This window comes from Campylobacter sp. W0066.2, from assembly GCF_024723515.1.
Lineage (GTDB): Bacteria > Campylobacterota > Campylobacteria > Campylobacterales > Campylobacteraceae > Campylobacter_D.
On sequence record NZ_JANQCV010000014.1, the window covers coordinates 1 to 22,716 of the forward strand.

General features: G+C 31.1%; 21 protein-coding genes and 1 tRNA gene. 3 read left to right on the top strand and 19 right to left on the bottom strand.

What is annotated here, in order from left to right; translation table 11 throughout:
- From CAMP18498_RS06865 to kpsM, 6 genes are all read right to left on the bottom strand, one after another.
- A partial coding sequence (locus tag CAMP18498_RS06865) for a galactosyltransferase-related protein (protein WP_337198124.1) occupies positions 1–1,654 on the bottom strand: 1,654 nt, incomplete at its 3' end.
- Positions 1,651–2,607 (bottom strand): KpsF/GutQ family sugar-phosphate isomerase, encoded by a 957-nt coding sequence (locus CAMP18498_RS06870; RefSeq protein WP_442867730.1) that lies wholly within the window; start codon positions 2,605–2,607, stop codon positions 1,651–1,653. The genes CAMP18498_RS06870 and CAMP18498_RS06865, both read right to left, overlap by 4 nt.
- An 8-nt stretch (positions 2,608–2,615) precedes the next feature.
- On the bottom strand, positions 2,616–4,274 hold the full coding sequence (locus CAMP18498_RS06875) for a polysaccharide biosynthesis/export family protein (protein WP_337198125.1): 1,659 nt from the start codon (positions 4,272–4,274) through the stop codon (positions 2,616–2,618).
- Positions 4,274–5,389: a capsule biosynthesis protein gene (locus CAMP18498_RS06880; RefSeq protein WP_337198126.1), complete on the bottom strand. Its 1,116-nt coding sequence runs from the start codon at positions 5,387–5,389 to the stop codon at positions 4,274–4,276. The genes CAMP18498_RS06875 and CAMP18498_RS06880 overlap by 1 nt, the downstream gene beginning before the upstream one ends.
- On the bottom strand, positions 5,379–6,050 hold the full coding sequence (locus CAMP18498_RS06885; RefSeq protein WP_039617525.1) for a capsular polysaccharide export system, ATP-binding protein: 672 nt from the start codon (positions 6,048–6,050) through the stop codon (positions 5,379–5,381). The genes CAMP18498_RS06880 and CAMP18498_RS06885 overlap by 11 nt, the downstream gene beginning before the upstream one ends.
- A complete protein-coding gene (gene kpsM / locus CAMP18498_RS06890) occupies positions 6,047–6,823 on the bottom strand; it encodes a capsule polysaccharide transporter KpsM (protein WP_337198127.1) in 777 nt (258 codons plus the stop codon). The genes CAMP18498_RS06885 and kpsM overlap by 4 nt, the downstream gene beginning before the upstream one ends.
- Positions 6,824–6,904: 81 nt before the next feature.
- On the opposite strand from kpsM, the gene CAMP18498_RS06895 reads away from it, so the two are divergent.
- Positions 6,905–7,702, top strand: coding sequence for a ferritin-like domain-containing protein (locus tag CAMP18498_RS06895; protein ID WP_337198128.1), 798 nt, complete (start codon positions 6,905–6,907; stop codon positions 7,700–7,702).
- 2 nt (positions 7,703–7,704) lie between these two features.
- Here the strand turns inward: CAMP18498_RS06895 and CAMP18498_RS06900 are convergent.
- The 4 genes from CAMP18498_RS06900 to acpP all read right to left on the bottom strand — a co-directional run bounded on the left by CAMP18498_RS06900 (position 7,705) and on the right by acpP (position 10,260).
- Positions 7,705–7,780 (bottom strand) — tRNA-Phe (locus CAMP18498_RS06900).
- 68 nt (positions 7,781–7,848) lie between these two features.
- A complete protein-coding gene (locus CAMP18498_RS06905) occupies positions 7,849–8,784 on the bottom strand; it encodes an acetyl-CoA carboxylase carboxyltransferase subunit alpha (protein ID WP_337198129.1) in 936 nt (311 codons plus the stop codon).
- 1 nt (position 8,785) lies between these two features.
- Positions 8,786–10,000, bottom strand: a complete 1,215-nt coding sequence (locus CAMP18498_RS06910) for a beta-ketoacyl-ACP synthase II (RefSeq protein WP_337198130.1) — start codon at positions 9,998–10,000, stop codon at positions 8,786–8,788.
- A 26-nt stretch (positions 10,001–10,026) separates the two neighbouring features.
- Positions 10,027–10,260, bottom strand: coding sequence for an acyl carrier protein (gene acpP, locus CAMP18498_RS06915; protein ID WP_337198131.1), 234 nt, complete (start codon positions 10,258–10,260; stop codon positions 10,027–10,029).
- A gap of 145 nt (positions 10,261–10,405) precedes the next feature.
- Here acpP and tenA point away from each other — a divergent pair, with 145 nt between their 5' ends.
- Positions 10,406–11,071, top strand: coding sequence for a thiaminase II (gene tenA / locus CAMP18498_RS06920; protein ID WP_337198132.1), 666 nt, complete (start codon positions 10,406–10,408; stop codon positions 11,069–11,071).
- A 15-nt stretch (positions 11,072–11,086) separates the two neighbouring features.
- On the opposite strand, the gene feoB is transcribed toward tenA, so the two are convergent.
- The 7 genes from feoB to CAMP18498_RS06955 form a co-directional block, all read right to left on the bottom strand.
- Positions 11,087–13,111, bottom strand: coding sequence for a ferrous iron transport protein B (feoB, locus tag CAMP18498_RS06925; RefSeq protein WP_337198133.1), 2,025 nt, complete (start codon positions 13,109–13,111; stop codon positions 11,087–11,089).
- Positions 13,111–13,338 (bottom strand): FeoA family protein, encoded by a 228-nt coding sequence (locus tag CAMP18498_RS06930; protein WP_039617512.1) that lies wholly within the window; start codon positions 13,336–13,338, stop codon positions 13,111–13,113. Before CAMP18498_RS06930 ends, feoB begins: the two co-directional genes overlap by 1 nt.
- Before the next feature lie 92 nt (positions 13,339–13,430).
- Positions 13,431–14,771, bottom strand: a complete 1,341-nt coding sequence (locus CAMP18498_RS06935) for an MmgE/PrpD family protein (RefSeq protein ID WP_337198134.1) — start codon at positions 14,769–14,771, stop codon at positions 13,431–13,433.
- A 6-nt stretch (positions 14,772–14,777) separates the two neighbouring features.
- Positions 14,778–16,142 (bottom strand): adenylosuccinate lyase, encoded by a 1,365-nt coding sequence (gene purB / locus CAMP18498_RS06940; protein WP_337198135.1) that lies wholly within the window; start codon positions 16,140–16,142, stop codon positions 14,778–14,780.
- 3 nt (positions 16,143–16,145) lie between these two features.
- Positions 16,146–17,315, bottom strand: a complete 1,170-nt coding sequence (metC, locus tag CAMP18498_RS06945) for a cystathionine beta-lyase (RefSeq protein WP_337198136.1) — start codon at positions 17,313–17,315, stop codon at positions 16,146–16,148.
- Positions 17,316–17,328: 13 nt separating this feature from the next.
- Complete coding sequence (dcuC, locus tag CAMP18498_RS06950; RefSeq protein ID WP_337198137.1) at positions 17,329–18,768, bottom strand: C4-dicarboxylate transporter DcuC; 1,440 nt, start codon at positions 18,766–18,768, stop codon at positions 17,329–17,331.
- 3 nt (positions 18,769–18,771) lie between these two features.
- Positions 18,772–19,134 (bottom strand): Rid family detoxifying hydrolase, encoded by a 363-nt coding sequence (locus CAMP18498_RS06955; protein WP_337198138.1) that lies wholly within the window; start codon positions 19,132–19,134, stop codon positions 18,772–18,774.
- Between the two features lie 165 nt (positions 19,135–19,299).
- On the opposite strand from CAMP18498_RS06955, the gene CAMP18498_RS06960 reads away from it, so the two are divergent.
- Entirely contained in the window at positions 19,300–19,974 is a 675-nt protein-coding gene (locus CAMP18498_RS06960) for a helix-turn-helix transcriptional regulator (RefSeq protein WP_337198139.1), read from the top strand.
- 1 nt (position 19,975) lies between these two features.
- Here the strand turns inward: CAMP18498_RS06960 and CAMP18498_RS06965 are convergent, their stop codons facing one another.
- Positions 19,976–21,307 carry an anaerobic C4-dicarboxylate transporter family protein gene (locus CAMP18498_RS06965; RefSeq protein WP_337198140.1) on the bottom strand — a complete coding sequence of 444 codons (1,332 nt, stop codon included), beginning with the start codon at positions 21,305–21,307 and terminating at the stop codon, positions 19,976–19,978.
- Positions 21,307–22,710, bottom strand: coding sequence for an argininosuccinate lyase (gene argH / locus CAMP18498_RS06970; RefSeq protein ID WP_337198141.1), 1,404 nt, complete (start codon positions 22,708–22,710; stop codon positions 21,307–21,309). Before argH ends, CAMP18498_RS06965 begins: the two co-directional genes overlap by 1 nt.
- Between the last annotated feature and the right edge of the window lie 6 nt (positions 22,711–22,716).

The window sequence follows — 22,716 nt, forward strand, 5'->3', positions numbered from 1 at the left end:
AGTCTGCATTTTTAAACTTTTTAAAAAATTTAGAATCATCAAAAAATGCTTTTGGGTTATAAAAAAATTTTTGAAGTAAACGATAAAATTTCGTATGAGAAATTTTAGTTTGTATAAGCTTTAAACCTATATATTTATTAAATATTTTTATAAATGAAAATGATGAAATCTCATATATAAAAGGCTTATAAATCAAAGAATTTAAACTATATTTACTTTTTTGAATATCTTTAAAAAATATTTTTTTATTTTCTAGATTTATCTTATAAAATTTTATAATTTCTTGTTCTTTTTTACCAAAACAGTATAAATCATTAATTAAAAAATTTACAAAAAAATCTAAATCATTTTTATCTATATTTTTTTCTACCATAAAATTTAAAATTTTATCATTGTCTTCTTTTGATAAACTTTTTAAATATAATTTTGCTTGTGTTATTTCATCTTGATATAAAGTTTTATCAAATTCTAACATTTTGTTTTTGTTACTAGTTATCAAATATGACTCAGGTAAAATTCCTTTTTTAAAATAAACAATCTCTAAATCTAGTTTTTGAAAAAAGTCTAATAGATTTTTGTTTTTAATACACTCATTTAAAAGTAAAACTTTATGAATTTGTTTTTCCGCGATTATACCTTCGAGTTCTTTTTGGCTTTTACTTATTAAATTATCTTCATTTATATATATAATATTACCTATATAAGGTAGTATTTCTTTTATGGAATATAATGTTTCCTTGGAATGAATAAACAAAACATTATCTTGATAAACACTTTTATCACATAAATGCTTTATAGAATGTGCTTTGATATTTGACATATGCTTATAAAATCTTTGATGGTTTTTATGTTTATTGTCCATGTAGCCATTTTGATTTGGTTCATCATGATGAAAATGATATAAATACACCCCATGAAAACTTGCTTCATATCCAAATAAAGCAAACCAAGCTCTAAATCCTTCAAAATTTTTAAAATTCCAATTTCTTGCATCATAGTTTAAATTAGCTGGTATTTGCTCTAAATCAATACAAGAGTATAAAATTCTTGCTAAAAGATCAAAATCTTCATATCCGTGGCCTATAAATTGCTCATCATTTCCACCAAGTGTTAAAAATTTATGCTTATTAATCACTATACTCGAAGTAGAATTTGGGGCAAAAAATTTGATCCACTCTTTTTTCCCGCTAATTAAATCATTTTTTATCAAGCCATCCCATAATTTTTTATCTTGATTTTCAATAAATTCACTACCCTTTTGATTTAAAAATACAACTGGTAAAGATAAAATACGATTTGGCCTTAAAACTATTTCTTTAATATCAATAAGATCTAAAATATACTCTAAAGATTGCTGTGATAAATAATAATCCACATCCAAAAACATCACTACATGTGAATTTGCAAAAGATGCGCCTAGATTGCGACATTTTCCTTGAGAGAAGAAATCTTTTTGACTTTCATCTTTAAGATAAATATGTCCATTTTCTTTGATAATATGCTTTAAATCATTTTCTAAAGAAGAATATCCTTCAACAAAAATATATTCAACTCTATCATTGCTTTTAAACTCACATGCTTTTTGAATAACACGGTCTTTTATATAAATTCTTTCTTTGCTTAAACCAAAAGGTATGATAATAGAAAGCTTCACACATTACCTATCGCATAAAGTTGTATAATGCCTATTATTTTTTCATCTTGAGTAACGACTATTTCTTTGATTTTATGTTTTAGCATAAGCTCTTCTGCTTCACTTGCCATAGCACTTGCTTCTATGGTTTTTGGACTCTCGCTCATGATTTCTTTAGCTTTAAAATCAAATCTTGGCTTATCATTTGCCCTTAAAGCCCTTCTTAAGTCTCCATCTGTGATAATCCCAACTAGCTTTTCATTTTCAAGTACTATACAAAGTCCTAACTTGCCACTAGTCATTACATCAACTAACTCATTAAATTCACTCTCAGGATTTACTATAGGTAGATTATTTGGTACCATCAAATCACTTACCCTAGTTAAAAGCTTTCTACCCAAGCTTCCCCCTGGATGAAATAAAGCAAAATCATCAGGCTTAAATTTCCTTGCTCTCATTAAAGCCACCGCTATAGCATCACCCATCGCTAAGGTAGCCGTAGTAGATGAAGTTGGAGCAAGCTGAAGTGGGCAAGCTTCTTTTTTTACTGCTATATTTATAAAAATATCTGCTTGTTTAGCTAAAGTAGAGTTTTGATTTCCTGCCATGACAATTAAAGGAATTTTTCTTTTTTTAATCACTGGTATGAGTTTTAAAACCTCTTCAGTTTCTCCTGAATTTGAAATAACTAAAAGCGCATCCTCACTTGTAAGCATACCAAGATCTCCATGTAATGCTTCACCTGGATGCATAAAAAAGCTTGGAGTGCCTGTGCTAGCTAAGGTTGCAGCTATCTTAGCTCCTATATGACCTGATTTACCCATGCCACTTACAACACACCTACCTTTAATAGATAAAATCAACTCAACTGCTTTATTAAAATCTTCATCTAAGTTATCACATAAATCTAAAATCGTTTTTGATTCTATCTCAAAAACTTCTTTAGCTATTTTAATTGCATCGATTTGACTCATCTAAATTCCTATATATTTAACACTACATTAGTTGCAATAGCTATTTGATATAAAATTTGTGTTAGCATGCTAAAGATTTGTAAATTTTGACTATCTACTTTTGGTAAAACTAAAATAGAATCTCCCGCTTTGATATCTGCTGAGCTTCTACCGCTGTATTTAGTTGCTTTACCATTAGCATTGATTACTAAAACTCTTGATATATCTGCTCTATCGCTAAAACCACCTGCTAGATTGATATAATATCTTAATTTTTCTTTATCCATATATACAAACGCACCTGGTATAGAAACTTCACCTTGAACTAAAACAAGATTATTTTTACTAGGTACATTTACTACATCACCTTCTTCTAATACTATAGAATTATACGCTTTGACATTGTCTATAACGATTTGTCCTTTTGGCTGGGCTTGTTTTGCACGCGCAATAAATTCTAAAATCGTCTTAGCTTGAGTAGCTCTAATGCTAGCTTGCTCAGCATTGACCGAAGAGCTTGTTAGAGCTAGTGTTTCAAGCTCTTTAAGTTGGGCTTCAATAAGTTGTTTTTGGGTAGCTGCTACACTTTTTCTAAAAACTTGCAAGGCATTGATGTTTGATTGATCATTAACTGTAATCATTTTAGCAAATTCAGCTAAAGTTGTGCCTTTTTTTATTACCATAGAATGCAACCCGCTATGCTCACCTTCTATACTAATGCTAATATTTTGTGCAGTATAATCAGGTCTAAACTCTATCTCATCACCATTATATAATTTCACACCTAAAAACTGCTTTTTGCTATACGCATCCACATGTAATTTATGATCATCTCTATAGCTTTTTACCACTGCATTAGTTACTATAGGCTTAGCTCCTGCAACTTTTGCTATATCTTCTAAATTTAAAATATCATTACTGAGCTCAAATCTAAAGGGTTTTTGCACATCTCCTTCTACAAAAACATACTTTTGCACACTACCCACTAAAATCACATCACCCATTCTAAAAGGAAAAAGATCAAGCTGACCTTTAAGTAAAAAGTCATATAAATCTACCTTTTTAATGACTTTATTATCTCTTAAAATTTGAATATCTCTAAAACTACCATATTCTAAATTAATTCCACTAGCTTTATCTAAATACTGTATGATAGAATCTGAACTTAGTCCTTGATAAAGACCAGGTTGATTTACGTTTCCTGTAACAAACACCGATACATTTTGATAAATATCCATATCTGCATATACATAGACATTGCTTTTATAGATTTTATTAATAGCTTTTGTAATAACTTGTACCAAAGCACTATTTTTCACACCCAAAAGATTAATTGCTCCTACTTTTGGTATGAAAATATTTCCTTGAGAATCTACTGTTAAAGTTTGTATAAACTCTACTGCACCCCAAATTTTTACATTAATCCTATCGCCTACTGCTAATTTATAGTCAGGATTGTAAACATGTTGAGCAAATTTAGTAAAATTACCATTAAATAAATGCGCACCAAAAACTTTAGTTATCGGAGCTTGAGTTTGATTAAAATCACTTTGGTTGTTATCATAATTTATAATTTGTGGCTCTAAAGATGGAGCTAATGGTTGATTTTGAATTTTTGCAATTTGAGAAACATCTACCGCTGAAAATAAAAACAAAGGTAAAAGTAAAAATAAAAATATCTTTTTCATTAGTATCTATGCTCCTCTATAATCATTTTAATAAATTTAACAATTCCATAAATCAAAGATAAAATCATAAAAGCTGTGAGTATATTATACAAAGCTTCCGGGTATTTAGCACTTTGAGGCAAACTTGGACTTTGTACTATAACTACTTGTTTTATCTTTCTTAAAGCTTCTATCCTAGCACTCTCATAAGCTTTTAATGCAGCTGTGTAAGCACTTTCTGCAAAACCTGCTTCTATGGTTAGATCTTGAAATTTAGCTGCAAGATCATTAAGTTTTTGAGAAGACTTTGGCGATGAAACTTTAGATTTTTCTTTTTGAAGTTGTTTTTTTAAAGCTGTGATTTCACTTTTTATAGTGACAATTTGTGGTGCATTATCATTTATATAGCTTTGCATCATCAAAAGTTCAGCTTCTTTGGCTGCTATTTTTGATTCAAGTTCAGCAATGAGTTTTAGAGCGCCTTCTGCTTGCTTGAGGGGATCAAATACTCCATATTTGTTTTGAAAAGCTAAAAGTTCATCTTTAGCCTTTTGATATCTTTTTTTAAATTGTAAAAGTTCTTCTTTAGCAAATTGCATTTGATCTCTTGCGGCTTTATGTGAAATTTCATTGATAAATTTTTCACTTTCTTTAACTATAGTTGAAGCTATCAAATGTGCACTTTGTGGATCAAAACCTTCAACTTTTACACGCAAAAGCCCATTGGCTGAGTTTTCTTGAATAATCTTAACACGGTTTTGATAATACTTTAAAAAATCCTCTTGGTCAGCTGATGAAGAAATACTATAAAAAAAATCAAGTTTTCGTTTTTGATATAACTCACGAATTTGGATTTTTTCTTCTAAGATATTTAGCATATCTAAAGAATGAATATATGATTTTAAGAAAGTTATATCCTCGCTTGAAAAAGAATTATTAGTTAAAAGCGCAGCAATTCCAGTAATAGCACCACTATCTCCCGTGGTTGATTTCACACTTAAAACACTTTCGCTCACATAGCGATTTGCTGCTATAAAAACATAATAAAATACAACAAATGCTGTCAAAATCAATACTATTTTAAAAGAATTTAGTATCTCTAAATTTTTAAGTTTTTTTAATAAATCATTTTGCATTTATTTTTCCTTGATACACCGCTATACCCTCATCTACATCATCATATATAGTAGCTTGTCCATCTTGCATGAATATAATTTTATCACACCATTGTTTAATTTCAGCTACATTATGTGAAACCATGATAACTTTTGACTGACTTAATTTTTCTTTATAAATTTTAGAACTTTTTTCTCTAAATTTAGGATCTCCCACAGCACCTGCTTCATCAATCAAATAATAATCAAAATCAAACGCCATACTTAAGCCAAAAGATATCCTAGCGCTCATACCTGCTGAGTAAGTATTCATAGGCTCATCAAAAAACTTACCAAGCTCAGCAAAATCTTCAACAAATTTAATCTTTTCTTCCAAGGCCTTTCCTTTATAACCATATACTCTAGCTACAAAGCGTGCATTGTCCCTTGCTGAGAGTCTATGTTGAAACGCACCTGCTAAGCCTAGAGGCCAAGATAATTTTTTATTAGTGATAATCTTACCTCTATCAGGAAGCAAAGAACCACTTAAAAGTTTCATTAAAGTGGATTTTCCAGCACCATTGCGCCCCATCAAACCTATACTACAATTTTCAGGAAACTCAAAACTTAAATTTTTAAAAACATAATGCCTTCCACCATTGCGTAAAGGAAAAGATTTTGTTAAATTAACTAATTTTATCATCGTACCGCTATCAACTTTTCTCTAGTAAAATAATAAAAAAACAATCCCAAAAACAAAATCACACTCAAACATATAATAGGATAGTAATAATTATAATCATCAAGCAATGGATAATTTTGAAAAAAATTATATTTTAAAAGCTCCATGATATGTAAAAGCGGATTATAATATAAAATGTCTAAAATAGGTTTTGGAACTATCCATATAGGAAATACCACCAAAGCCGTCCAATATAAAACTATATTTAAATAATTTAAAGCCATTTTTAAAGGTTCTGCAAAATGTCCTGCTATAGCAAAACACATCCCCATAGCAAAGCCAAATACCACAAGCAAAAAAAACGAAAACATCACTTCTAGAAAATGCTTAGGTATAACTTGCATATGCAAAAACCAACCTGCTAAAAACATCACACAAATAAAAATAGTAAAATAAATACAAAACTCAAGCAATGCTCTTGCAATAAAAACATGTATAGGGCGAATAGGTTTATAAGCAAAAAGAGCTAGATTTGCACCTATGCCGTTTAAAAGCTGAGTAATAATGCTTCTAAACATAAAAAAAGGTATAATCCCTACTGCTAAAAATAAAAAGATAGAAACACCCTCAGGCATGATTTGATGATGAAATTCTCTAATAGCTGTTATAATGGAGGTGATTACCAAAACCACCATCATAGGCTCACCGATCACCCAAAAATAGCCCAAATATTTATTAATACCAAATCTTGTCTTTAGCTCTCTAAAAAATAGAGCATGTATGACATTAAACATATTTTTAGCAAACCTTTTTAAATTTTCAAAATTTTTATATTATACTTTTTTATCTTATATAATATTTAACAAGGTTTAAAAATGAAAAGAAATTTCTTTGAGGAATTAGAAAAAATTTTATATCACAAAAATATTTTTAAAAAGATTGAATTATTTAATGAATTTTATGAAAATTTTAAATCTAATTTGTATGATTTTAATCATTCTCATGAGGCGATCATTTGTGAAAACTCACAAGTTAAAATCCTTCATCCTATGAAAATAAGGCGTCCAAAAGAAGCAAATAGTGCTTTATCTTTAGCTAAAATCTTACATTCAGTTGTACATATAGAATATAGTGCTATAAACTTGGCTTTAGATGCTAGCTATAGGTTTAAAAACTTGCCATTGAAATTTTATCAAGATTGGCTTGAAGTAGCTGATGAGGAAATTAAGCATTTTTTGCTTTTAGAAAAAACTTTAAATGAACTTGGTTTTAAATATGGAGATTTCCATGCTCATGATAATCTTGAAAAAGCCTTGTTTTTAACCAAAGATAACCTTGCTCATAGAATGGGCATAGTTCATAGAGGACTTGAAGCAAAAGGACTTGATGCTAATCCTTTTGTCTTAGAAAAATTAAACACAACTAATCATCCTATAAAAAGTTTATTTAGTGAAATTTTTACCATTATACTAAATGATGAGATTAAACATGTAAATAAAGGGGATTTTTGGTGGAATTATGCAAAAAAAGAAAATGATAGTTATCTTGATCTTTGCGCCAAATATAAAGAATTTAATCTTTTAGGAAAAGTATATAACAAAACAGCTAGAATTCAAGCAGGATTTAATGAAAGCGAACTTCAAAAATTAGATGATTTTTATCATATAAAATGAAATGGTGGTTAGAGGCAGAATCGAACTGCCGACACGCAGATTTTCAGTCTGCTGCTCTACCGACTGAGCTATCCAACCACTGAATTGAAGTTGTAATTATACAATAGTTTTTTTAAAAAAAGTTGAAATTTGCATAAAAATGCAAATTATTCAGAAAAAGCTCCAAATTTAAAGATTTTTTGCATTCTTAATGCAGCTAATTCACGTTTATCGTATTGTTCTAATTCTTCTATAGTTTTTAAGACATAATCACTTAAATTTTTAATCGCATTTTCTTTATCTCTATGAGCTCCACTCATTGGCTCTTCGATAACATCATCAATCAAACCTTGAGTTTTTAAATCATCAGCAGTTACTTTCATCGCCTTAGTAGCAGCTTCACTTTTTGATGGATCATTCCATAAAATAGCAGCACAACCCTCAGGTGAAATCACAGAAAAAACTGAATTTTTCATCATAGCAAGTTTATCAGATACCCCTATGGCTAAAGCACCACCACTTCCACCTTCACCTATAACCACTGCTATAGTGATTGTTTTAAGAGCGCTTAATTCATATAAATTTCTAGCTATAGCCTCACTTTGACCACGCTCTTCAGCACCCACTCCTGGGTAAGCACCTGGAGTATCTACTAAAAATAATACTGGTATGTCAAATTTTTCAGCCATTTTTGCTACTCTTAAAGCTTTTCTATAACCTTCAGGATGAGGCATACCAAAATTTCTATGAAGTTTATCTTTAGTACCTCTACCTTTTTGCTCACCTATAACAATAACTTTTTTCCCACCTATATGGCCTGCATAACACACAATAGCAGGATCGTCTCTAAAAGCACGATCGCCATGAATTTCATAAGCATCACTTAATATAGCTTGAATATAATCAAGCGCATAAGGACGATCAGGATGTCTTGCAAGCTGTAAGCGTTGGTAATCGCTTAAATTTTTATAAACCTTTTGAGTTTCTTTTTCAAGGTTTTTTTCTAAAATTTTTACTGCTTCATCATCGCCTTTGATTTTAGCATTTACTAAATCCTCATCAATTTGCTGAATATTTTTTTCAAAATCTAAATAAGAAGCCATATTAATCTACTTTTTTAAAAATCACACAACCATTTGTTCCACCAAAACCAAAAGAATTGCTCATTACTACATTAACTTCGCTTTTTCTTGCAGTATTTGGTATATAGTCAAGATCGCAATTTTCATCTGCTACGATTTGATTAATAGTTGGCGGTAGTATACCTTGATCAAGTGCCATTAAAGAAATAACAGCTTCAATTGCTCCAGCGGCACCTAAACAATGTCCTGTTTGACCTTTTGTAGAACTAACTAAAGGAATTTGATCTTTAAAAAGTTCTTTAATAGCTGCTGTTTCATTTTTATCATTTACCGGAGTAGAAGTTCCGTGCGCATTAATATAATCTACTTTTGGATTTCCTGCCATTTTTAAAGCTTTTTTCATAGCACGCAATGGCCCTTCTAAAGTAGGCGAAGTGATATGATGTGCATCTGCACTTTCGCCAAAACCTACTAACTCAGCATAAATTTTAGCTCCACGCTTTTTAGCAGCCTCATACTCTTCAAACACTAAAGCACCAGCACCCTCACCCATCACAAAACCATCTCTTTCTTTATCAAATGGTCTTGAAGCTTTGGCTGGATCATCATTTCTAATAGAAAGAGCTTTCATAGCAGCAAAGCCACCTATACCCACAGCACAAATGGCTGCTTCAGCACCTACTACAAGCATTTTATCTGCATTGCCTAAAGCTATGCTTTTATAAGCTTCGCCTATAGCATGAGTTCCTGCTGCACAAGCAGTTACGCATGAGATATTTGGTCCTTGTAATCCATGCTCGATTGAAATAATCCCACCAAGCATATTAACTAAAGCTGAAGGTATGAAAAAAGGAGTAATTTTACGTGGTCCACGCTGTGCGCAAGTAACGGAATTTTTTTCTATATTTGGTAAACCACCTATACCAGCTGCTGAAACTACACCAAATTCTTCTTTGTTTAAAGTTTCATCAAATTTAGCATCTTCCATAGCTTCTTTTGCTGCTTTAATACCAAGTTGTATAAAACGATCTATTTTTTTAACCTCTTTAGCATCACAAACACTTAAAGGATCAAAATTTTTTACTTCAGCAGCAATTTGCACTGGAAAATCAGTGGTATCAAAAAGAGTGATTTTATCAACGCCACTTTTACCATCACAAATTGCTTTAAATGAGCTATCTTTGTCTAAGCCAAGGGCATTGATCATTCCTATACCTGTTACTACAACGCGTTTCAAACCGCACTCCTTATTAAAAATTAAAATTATTTTTGAAGATTTTCTATATAATTAACAACATCTTCGATTTTTACTAGTTTTTCAGCATCACTATCTGGAATTTCTACATCAAATTTTTCTTCTAAAGCCATAACTAATTCAACAACATCTAAAGAATCTGCACCTAAATCTTCAATGATTTTAGATTCCATTTTAACTGCATCTTCATCAACATTAAGTTGCTCAACAACTACTTTTTTTACATCATCAAAAATTGCCATTTTTATCTCCTAGTTTAAAAAATTAAACCACATTTTACAATAAAAAAATAAATTTCTTGTTTAAAAAGTTAAAAATTAAAGATTATTACGAAAAATTTAATTATCTGTGTTTAAATAAAAGCTTAATTTTTAACAAAGGAAATTAATGCTTTTGGATAAACTTATAAATGAAAATAAAAAAACTTGGGATCGATATATCCATCATGAATTTGTAAAAAAACTTCAAAATGGTACTTTAGAAAAAGATGTATTTTTGTTTTATCTTAAACAAGATTATATCTTTTTAAATAATTATGCAAAGTGTTATGCCTTACTTGCTTTAAATGCAAATAATGCTAAAGAAATTCAATTTGCTATTAAAAATCAAAACTACACTTTAGAAGGAGAATTAGAGCTTCACAGAAGTATTTTAAAGCTAGGTATTGATGTAGAAAAACTAAATTATAAAGATGAAAGTTTAACCAATATTGCTTATACAAGGTACTTACTAAGTGTGGGACAAAATGGAGATTATTTGGATATGCTGTGTGCTTTGAGTGCTTGTGCTATAGGTTATGCATATGTAGGAGAAGAAATTTACAAAGGACTTAATGAAAAAAACTTAGAAAATCATCCTTACAAAGAGTGGATTTTAACCTATGCGGGAAAAGATTTTCAAGATGAAATTAAAGAATTTAAAGACTTTTTTAATTCTTATGCAAATAGCATTAGTGAAGAAAAATTTAAAAAATTAAACGAAATTTTTTATACTACTATAAGACTTGAAACGGCCTTTTGGCAACACTCTTTAGAACAAAAAATGGAAATTTAATCATCATAAAGATGATTAAATTATCAATTTAGCAATATTAATCCCTACAAAAGCAACCAAATACGCACATAAAGATGTAAATATAAAAAGATACCATGCATATTTTTTATTTCCTGCTTCTTTAGCAAAAACTATAGTTGCTGCAAAGCAAGGATTATAAATCATAACAAAAAGTATAAAAGCAACTGCTGTGCTAAAAGGGATGTTTTCTTTTATAGCTTCTTGTAAATTTAAACTTGTCTCATCAACCTCATCACCTAAAGAATAAAGCACACCCATAGTAGAAATCATCACTTCTTTAGCAGCTAAACCACTCACCAAAGATACACTAAGTTTCCAATCAAAGCCAAGTGGTGCAAAAATAGGCTCTATTGCTTTACCAAATTGTCCAAGATAACTATTTTCTATCTGAAGCTCTTGAGTTAAAGCATCTTGAGTATTATTTTCTTGTGCAGGAAAATTACTCGCAAACCAAATAAGCAAAGAAGCTATTAAAATAAATGTTCCTGCTTTTTTTAAATACATTTTGGCTTTATTAAACACCATAAACCATACCAAATTCCAATTTGGCATTCTATATTTTGGCATTTCCATCACAAAAGGTTCATCTTGTCCCTTAAAAGCGCTCATTCTTAAAATCTTAGCTGCAATCAAACCCAAAAACGCACCCAAAAGATAAATCCCAAAAAGATAATTTCCCGCCACATCAGCAGAAAAAAACACTCCGACAAAAAGCACATATACAGGAAGCCTTGCACCACAACTCATAAAATTAATAATAAAAAGAGTTAATAATCTATCTTTTTTATTTTTTAAAGTTCTTGTAGCCATAAATGCAGGCACTGAGCAACCAAAACCCGTGATTAAAGGGATGAAACTTTTACCATGTAAGCCAAATTTGTATAAAATTCCATCTAATAAAAATGCAACCCTAGCCATATATCCAGTTGTTTCAAGCAAGGCTATACCAAAAAATAAAATCATAATATTTGGTAAAAAAGTTATAACCGCACCAACCCCACCTAAAACACCATCAGCTAAGGCTGAAGCGATGAATTCATTACTAATATTATTCTTTACCATATCACCTAAATTAGCAAAAAACATTTCTATATAATCCATAGGGATTTGACCTAAAGTAAAGGTTAGTTGAAATAAAGCCCACATAAAAAACAAAAATATAGGAATTCCTAAAAATTTATTAATTAAAATAGAGTCTATTTCTTTGGTATGGTTTTTATACTTAACACCCTTACTTAAAACCTTAGCACATATACCATTTGCAAAAGCAATCAGCTCTTCTTTAAAAATACTTTCTATATCTTTGCTATGATATGCCATATAAATTTTTTCTAAAGCTTCATCAAGTATTTTTCTCAAAGCGTGCGAAATGACTATATTAGCTTCATTTTTAAGCAAAGCTATCGCTAAATCTTTTGTAGAAAAATCTAAATAAGTAATTTCATTTTGATTTAAAAATTCACTTATTTTTGTGAGTTCTTCTTCTATGATATCACTATAAACACGCTCTTTGGCTTCGAATTTAGCTTCATGGGTTGAAATGATTAAATCCAAAAGTGTATTTAGATTTTCTTTGGTTTTAGCGCACACGCCAAGACAAGGCGTATTTAGAAGTTGGGATAAAATTTTAAAATCTATACTAAAACCCTCATTTTTAGCTTCATCTTGCATATTTAAAGCCATAATCATTTTAATTTTAGCCTCTATTAAAGACGCACTCAAAATCAAATTACGCTCCAAATTTGTAGAATCAAGCACATTTACTACAAGATCAAAATTACCCTTTTTTAAAAATTCTTTTGTGATTTTTTCTTCTTCACTATAACCATCTAATGCATAAGTTCCTGGTAAATCTATAAATTTAAACTCATAATTTTTATAAATTAATCTAGCCTCAGCCTTTTCAACTGTAACACCGCTAAAATTTCCAACTTTCATATTAGCTTTACAAAGCGCGTTAATTAATAAACTTTTACCAACATTTGGCTGACCTACTAAAGCAACGATGATTTCTTTCATTAAAACTCTTTTGAAATTTGTATTATTTTTGCTTCACTTGAACGTAAAATCACGCAAGTTGTATCAAGTTCTACCATAATAGTAGAATTTGCTATGGAAGAGCGAATTTTTTTAACTTTTTTGTTTTTTGCAAAACCAAAACTAAAAAGTCTTGCTTGGAGTTGTTTATCTGCTTCAAAACCTACTATAAGAGCTTCTTCATTATCTTTTAATGTATCTAAAGTCATGTTTTTCCTTACAAAAACTAAGATAAAACATTATATAAAAAATTAAATTATTTCTTTTTTAAAATAATAAGCAATCTCAAAAAATGAGATTGCTAGAAATCAAATTCATTTAGATTTTCTAAATTTTGGAGCTTTTTGACTAATTCCTCAGCCTTTTCTAAAGAAAGTGCTATGCTAGCATTAGAAAGAAATTTATCTTTTAATTCATCAAAACTTAAAGGATTATCAAAATTTCCTTTATTTATAAACACATCTTTTTTAACTACTCTTCCATCATTTAAAACAGCTTCTAAATGCCCTGGAAAGTATTTAGGGAAACCACTAGATTTTTTCTTTTCATAGCTAATTTTTTTAGCAAATTCTATTAGTTCAGCTCTATTTAAATTTTCATAAGATTTTAAAGTAATTTTGCCATCAAAAAATGCTAAAGCCATTAAAAAAGGCATTGAAAATTTGGCCGCATAAGCACTTTGTGGAGTGTATTTTGCTTCTATTGGATCACAGATAAATGAAATTGGCACCTCATCTACAAAACAATGCAAACTTTTGATATCTTGTGCTTTTAAGCCATCATTTCTTAAACTCATAGCACAATCAATAAGTCCATGTGCAAAATGACAACTTGGATAAGGTTTTAGTGAAACTTGCATTACTTGCCAAATTTCATTCAAGCCCTTACAAAGTTCATTTTTATCACACTCATCTTCTAAGCCAAAAGTTCTAAAGACATTATCCCTTCCTTCAAATATACTCAAAGGACCGCTCATATTAGCTTTTGCGCAATTTGCTACTAAAATTCCATTTTTCAAAGCATTAGCTATGTGTAAAACTTTAGAATTAGAACCATTAGATAAAAACTCATTTACCCCACTTGCAAAACTTCCTGCTAAACCTAATGCATTGATGATTTGTTCTTTGTTTAAATCAAGTAAAACACAACTTGCAGCTACACTACCAAAAATTCCTGCTATAGCTGTAGTATGAAAGCCACGCTTATGAAAACTTCCTTTGCTTGCTATACCCACTCTAGCAGCAATTTCCCAACCAACAATAAAGGCTTTTAAAACTTTTTTTCCATCTTTACTTACGCTAAATCCATAAGTTAAACAAAGTGGAGTTAAAATAGCACTAGCGTGCAAAATAGCTTCAGTATGAGTATCATCAAAATCAAGGGCATGCGCTGCAATAGCATTTACCATCGCAGCATAAATTACATCAAGCTTTTTATCCCTGCTCCAAATTTTTTCACTAGGATTTACGCTTAAAGCTTCAAAAGCCTTAGTTGCATTTAAAACACAAGCTTCATTTTTAGCAGCCAAGGCTGTTCCTAACGCATCAAGCATAAGCTCTTTTGCTCTTTGCTTTACTTCACTAGAAATAGCTTTATAGTCTAAATTTACGATAAATTCGGCTAGTTTTTCACTTAAATACATTTTTTCCTACTTTAGAATTGGTGCATTAGCAATTTTTTCTAAGAATTCATCAACTAATTTTGGTGCATAACCTACATAAGTTGTAGCATCCATTAAAACATCAATATCTTTTTCACTTAAAACCTTACTCACACGCTCATCTTCAAGTAAAACTTCTTTGAAAGTTTTATGATTTTCTATGCCTCTCATAGCATTTTCATAAATAATTTCATGTGCATGTTGCTTACCATAATGATCGCTTAAAGCAAACATCACGCGCTCTGCTAACACAAAACCATTAAGCGTATCAAGATTTTTTAACATTTTGTCTTTTTTAACTTCTAAATCATCAAAGACAAATTTCATATTTGCCAATACCACTGAAAGCATTAAAAATGCTTCTGGTAAAAGCTTCCATTCCATTTTCCAAACTTGACCATCTCTTTCATGCTCATGTCTTTCTATATCGCTTAAAATTGCAATATTAGCTCTTAGGGCATTACTTACAGTCACTGCGTTCTCACTTACTGCGGGATTTCTTTTATGGGGCATAGTAGAGCTTCCTACTTGACCTTTTCCAAAAGGTTCAGCAATTTCATCGATTTCATTATGAGCTAAAATTAAAAGTTGATGTGCGATTTTGTTAAAGGTTGCATTGATATTACCTAAAACATAACCAAGCTCGATAAAACGATCTCTTGCTGGTTGCCATGAGATATCAGGAACTTCTAAACCTAAGCTTTCTAAAGTAAGTTTTTCTACTTCATTAGCCTTGTCACTTAAGCTTGCTTTAGTTCCCACTGCACCTACAATTAATCCTACATATAATCTTTTTTCAAGTTCAATAATTCTTTCATAGTGGCGATTAAGCTCACTAAGCCAAATTGCAACTTTGTGTCCAAAAGTTATAGGTAAAGCTTGTAAAGCTAAAGTTCTTCCCATCATCGCAGTATTTTTATGCTCTTTTGCGATTTTTGCTAAATTTTTAGCTATATCTTTTAAATCTTGCTTGATTAAAGCCATAGCTTCTTTAAATTGTAAAACTATACCTGTATCAATGATATCTTGCGTTGTTACACCAAAATGCACATATTCACCAAGACCATTTTCGCAAGCTTTTTCTAAACCACGCACAGTAGGTACTAAAGGGTGTTTAGTCTTTTTAAACTCAGCAAAAATAAAATCCATATCCATAAATTTATAATGAGCTTTTTTAGCTATTTCTATAGCTGCTTCATTAGGGATAATACCAAGTTTTGCTTGAGCTTTTGCCAGGGCAGCTTCTACATCAAGCCATTTTTGAATTCTATTTTCTTCACTAAAAATAGCTCTCATTCCAGGGGTGCTCCAAGAATCTTGAAGCAACCTCATATCAAATACACTCACACCCATGTTTTATCCTTTAAAATTTATTTTTTCAAATGCTTGTTTTAAATCAGCAATCAAATCCTTACTATCTTCAAGACCTATATGAAATCTCACAAAAGGCCCTCTAGCACTCCAATCTGTCGCAGTTCTTGGTGGAGTAGTAACAGTAGCTAAACTCTCATATCCACCCCAGCTTGCACCGATTGAAAAATACTCTAAATTATCTACAAATTTAATGGCTTGTTCTTTTGAAATACCATCTGCAAATTCAATCGTTACCATACCATTAGCGCCTTTATGATCACGCATAAAAACTTCATGGTTTGGATGAGTTTTTAATTTTGGATAAAAGATTGTTTTAACTTCTTTTCTACTTTGTAAAAACTCTACTACCTCATCTGCACTTTTTTCATGTGCTTTCATTCTTACATCTAAAGTTCTCATACCACGAAGCACCAAATAAGCATCATCAGGACTTGTGGTAAATCCTAAAGCTTCTGGTAATTTGTCAAAATTTTTCCATTCTTTTTCATTAATCACTACTATACCCATAGTAACATCTGAATGCCCACTTAAGTACTTAGTTGCGGCAATTACTGAAATATCTACTCCGAGCTCAAGCGGATTTAAAAAATACCCGCTTGAATAGGTATTATCAATCGCTACTGGTATGTTATGTTTGTGTGCAATTTCACAAAGTTTTGGTAAGTCTATGATTTCATAAAGTATAGAACCTGGGCTTTCACAAAGGATTAATTTTGTGTTTGGTTTGATTTTTTCTTCTACATCAGAGGCATCAGCTTTTAAAAAGTCAATTTCTACGCCCATTTTAGTTAAAAATAAATCACAAATTGTTCTAACAGGTCCATAAATAGCATCAGTGATTAAAAAATGAGCATCTTTACTAGCATAATTTAAAAGCACCATAGCTAATGCTGCAAGTCCTGTTGGGAAAAGTTGCGCTCTATAGCCACCTTCAAGCTCACAAATTAGTTTTTCAAGTTCAAAATTTGTTGCTGTTCCTCTAGCACCATAACTTAAAACACGATCTGTTTTTCTTAACTCACGGTATTTTTGCCAAGTAGCATGATCTTTAAAAAGTATGGTTGATGCACGCATTAAGGTTGGATTAACTGATCTTACTTCGGCGTTTTGATCGCCTCTTCCTAGGTGGATTAATTTAGTTTTGTTATTCATTTTAAATCCTTTTTTACAAATAAACATAAGTCATAATCACATTAACAATAACAGCTACAAGCATAGGAATAGCTGTTCTTTTTACAACTTGTAATGGATTTACTTTAGCCATAGCTGAAATCGCCAAAATAGCAGGTGCAATTGGCGAAACACATCTGCCAAAACCTGTCATGATTTGAATAGGTGCTATCATAGCTATGGTTTCAACGCCAAAAGATTTTGCTATATTTGGGATAAGTGGCGCAAAAGAGAAAAATGCTGCATTTCCTGAACCCATTAAAAATGCACATACAGCAAGCAAAATAGAAACTGCTATAATAATAGCAAGCACTCCAAAACCTGCATCTTTTGCAAAACCTATTAAAGTATCCACAAAGCCAACTGATAAAAGTCCGCTTGCAAAAACTTGACCACAAACGATCAAAGAGACTGTGATTACAAACAAATGTCCCATACCTTTGAAAAATACCATGATAGAATTTAAAGTATCAATCAAACTTTTATAACGAATGATTTCAAAAATAATTGCTATAAAGGTTGAAATCATCATAGCAACCGGCACATTCATTTTAATAGCAGTAGATGAAGCTGCTTTAACTTCTTCCATAGTAGTAAATCCCATTAATACCATAATGCTATCTAAAACACTACTAAAGCCCAAAATTAACACTAAAGGTATAATAGGTAAAATCGCATAAATTCTAGGTGGCTTTTTAAGCTCTTCACTTTTACCATCATGTTCTGCTAATTCTTCTTCAACATCATCACGGTTAAATGTGAAATTTTCTTTTTTATCAAAATATTTTGAGCAAAAATAAATCGCAATACCTACTGCTATGATAATAGGCACAGTTGTAGGAAGCTGATAATGCACAAAATACACCGCAGGATCAATTTCAGCTGTTTTTGCAGCTAAAATTACATTGCCACTGCCTGGACCATGGTCAATGTATTGACAAATTGCGATAATTGAAAGCGCAGAAAGCTTAGAAACGCCTGAGCGTACTAAAATAGGATACATTGTAACCATAAGCAAAAGTGCTAAACCTGCATGTGAAGGTATAAAAAGCACTAAAAACTGGATTACAAAATACGAAACTAGCAATAAAATATAAGGTGATTTTACTGCCTTTAAAGGTCTTTCAAATACTTTAAATAAAGCATAGCTTGCACCCACATGATCCATATAAGCAGAAAATCCTGCTATACACATTAAAGTAAGTCCAAGACCTGCTAGAGTACTTGACATTTTAGTATTTACTACTTGGAAAATATCAAAAAGACCTAAATGTAAAGATTGCTTTTCACTAATAATAGGAGAAAGTCCAAAAATTCCTGCTAAAGCTAGCAAAAATAAACCACTTAAAAGCAACGCCATATGGGCGTTGATTTTTTTATAGAGCATAAATACAAGTAAAAATACAGAACATCCTGCAAAAAATAAACCCAACATGCTCTATCCTTTATGAGCAACAACCTCTATCTCCACTTTAGCACCCTTAGGAAGATCTTTTACCGCAAAAGCACTTCTTGCAGGATATGGGGCTGCGAAAAATTCAGAATAAACTTCATTGAATGCCATAAAATCATCGATATTTGCCAAAAAGCAAGTCGTTTTAACCACATTGTTAAAATAAAGATTATTTTCTTCTAATATAGCCTTAATATTTAATAAAGATTGTCTTGTTTGCTCTTTCACATCTTCACTTTCTATATTTCCGCTTTCTGGATTAATAGGAAGTTGTCCTGAAATAAATAACAAACCATTAGCTTCTCTATAAGCTGAATATGGTCCTATAGCCTTTGGATAATTTGCCATGTACACTCCTTGTGTTTAAATGAAATCATAATATAATATTATCATCATAATAATAAATTGTCAATATTTTTTATCATAATAATATTTTTTTTATTATTGTAAATATTAACAACTTTGATGAAAATATTTTGTAAAATAACAAAAAACAACAAAAAGGTCTAGATCATGGATGAGCAACAAAAAGAATTATTTATCAAACTTACTCAGTTTTTAGGACAGGTACTTGGAGATCAATACGAAATCGTTTTTCATGTGATTTCAGATGAGGGTTCATATATAGCAGCCATTGCAAATAACCACATTAGCGGAAGAACCATTAATTCTCCACTAACTTCTTTTGCAAGTGAGCTTGTACAAGAAAAAGAGTATTTAAATAAAGACTTTTTATGTGATTATAAAGCAAAGGTTGGAAAGTCTAAGATTATTACTGGATCAACTTTTTTTATAAAAAATCAAAATAAAATCGTAGGGATTTTATGTATAAATCACGATACCACAGAGCTTAGAAATGCTATTAGTAAAATCATAGAACTTGAAAAAATCAATGATTTTAGTGATTTATTAGATATTCATAATCAAAACAATGTAAATTTACATAATGTGAGTAATATAGAAACACTTAGTCATTCTATAGAAGATATTTTAGCTGAAAACATAGATTTGAAATATTTAAATTCAGGATATAGCTTAAGCACTGAGCAAAAAGATGAGATTATTAAAAAGCTTCATTCAAAAGGAATTTTTAATATTAAAGGAAGTATACCTATAGTTGCTAAGTCGCTTAATATATCAGAACCTAGCGTCTACAGATATCTACAAAAACTTAAAAACAATCTCTAAGCTAAAATACAAGCTTAGAGATAAAATAACCCGCAATAGTCGCACTAATAATCAAAACAAAACCTGGTCTTAAATAAGAGTGATTGATCACAAATTTACCTATTTTTGTTGTACCTGTTCTATCAAAAGCCACACATGCTATTTGATTAGCACCTGGGACTATAAAATCTCCACTCACACAAGGATAAAGTACAATAAGAATTTGGGGAGGAATTCCCAAACTCACACCCAAAGGCATTAAAGCAGCTACCGTTGCTGAAGGAGAAAAAATCACCATAGAAAAGGCGAATAAAGCCACCCCAAATAAATACGGATAATCTTCTACAACATGTGATAAAGAATCGCTAAATAAAGGCTTATAAGCCTCAAAAAATGTTCCTGTCATCCAAGCTATACCAAAAACCCCTACAACTCCTATCAGTCCTGATTTAAATACAGAAGCTTCACCAAGTTTATTAGCAGGAACTTTAGCAAAAAGCATAATCAAACAAGCTGTTGCAAGCATGATCATTTGGATTAAATTTGGAGTAGAAAGTCTTTCTATTTTACCATTTGCAAGCTCATAGTGAGGCAATAAATTCGTAAAAGTTCCAAAGAAAATAATAGTTAAAATCCCCAAAGCAAAAATATATAAAGACCTTTTAGCCATAGGATCATGCTCGCTATCTTTATTTTGCAAGTCTTCACTTAAAAAATGATATTCTCCTGCTTTTACTCTTTTTTGAAATTCCTCATCTTGCTCAAGCTCTTTTCCTCTTTTAAAAACACTCAAACAAGCAAGAAATACACCTATAAAAAAAGCAGGTAAACTTACCATTAGAATTTGCACTATCGTTGTACCACTAAAAGCTAAAATAGCTACCATAGCAGCAGTAGCTGCGCTCATAGGAGAAGCTACCACGCCAATACCTGCTGCAATCACTGAAACAGAAAGCGCTCTTTCAGGTCGAATTTTAGCTTGAGCAGCCACTTCTGCAATCACTGGATAAATAGAAAAAGCTACATAAGTAGTACCACAAAAAATAGTAAAAGTAGAGCTAATCAAAGGCCCCATAAAAACAATAGCTTGAGGTTTTTTCTTTAAAATTTTTTCTGCTATTTTTACTAGCAAATCAAGTCCACCTGCACTTTGCAAAACACTTACACAAGTAATCACAGCAAGTATAATAAACACAACACTCACAGGAAGCGAAGCTGGTTGCATACCAAAGACCAAAACCAAAATACACATACCAAGCCCACCTGCAACCCCAAGTCCTATACCACCATATCTACCACCTATGGCTATCATAGAAAAAATGATGAAAAATTCTAATATAAAAATAATATCCATTAATCTTGTGCCTTATATTGTTCCAAAAGCTCTTTTGCATGTTTAATTTGCTCTAATACCACTTTAGTTCCTGTACCACCATAAGATACTCTTGCGTCTATACAAGTTTCTAAAGCAATTGCCTCATAAATATCTTCTTGGATATTTTCATTAAATTGATGAAATTCCTCCATGCTAAGTTCTTCAAGCATTTTTCCATGTTTAATACAATAATTCACAGCCCCGCCAACTATACTATGAGCTTCTCTAAATGGTATATTTTTTCTTACTAAATAATCAGTCATATCCGTAGCATTTGAAAATCCTTTTGCAGCAGCTGCTCTTGTATTATTAGCATTTACTTGCATTTTTTCTATCATAGGAGTTATGATTTTCAAACTTGCCATTAAAGTATCCATAGAATCATAAACTTGAGCCTTATCTTCACTCATGTCAGTATTGTAAGCTAGTGGAATACCTTTCATAATAGTTAGCATTGCCATAACATTACCATACATTCTACCTGTCTTACCACGCATTTTTTCAGCCACATCAGGATTTTTCTTTTGAGGCATTATACTTGAGCCGGTACAAAAATCATCACTTAATTCTATAAACTTAAAATCTTGACTTGAAAAAAGTATAAGCTCTTCACAAAAACGACTAAGATGCATAAAGCACATTGCAGCCACAGAAGTAAATTCAACCATATGATCTCTATCACTAACGCTATCAATACTATTTTCTGTTGGTTTTGCAAAACCTAGTTCTTTGGCACAAAAATGTCTGTCTATATTAAATGTGGTTCCACCAAGCGCAGCTGCTCCTAAAGGACACTCATCCATTCTTTTATATAAATCTTCAAAACGAGAATAATCCCTACTTAACATCCAAAAATATGCCATAATCCAGTGTGAAAAAAGCACCGGTTGACCGGTTTGTAAATGTGTATAACCTGGCATAATAGCTTTGATATTTTTTTGAGCTTGATTTATAATTTCTTCTTGCAAAGCAATAATTTGATTTAAAATTTCTTTAATAACGGCTCTCATATGCATTTTTGAATCAAGCGTAGTTTGATCATTTCTACTTCTTGCAGTGTGAAGCTTTCCACCTACTGGGCCTACAATTTGTGTCATTCTCTTTTCTACAGCCATATGAATATCCTCATCAGCTATATCAAAAACAAAGGTTCCATTTTGAATTTCTTCTCTAACTTGTTCTAAACCCTTGATGATAGTTTTTGCTTCATCTTCTTTTATAATACCTTGTTTTGCAAGCATAGTGCAATGAATTATACTTCCTTGTATATCAAAAGGAGCAAGTCTTGGCTCAACTAATAATGAAGCAGTGTATTCTTCAACTAATTTATTTGTAGGTAAATCAAAACGTCCACCCCATAATTTCTCTGCTTTTTGTGACATATTTAT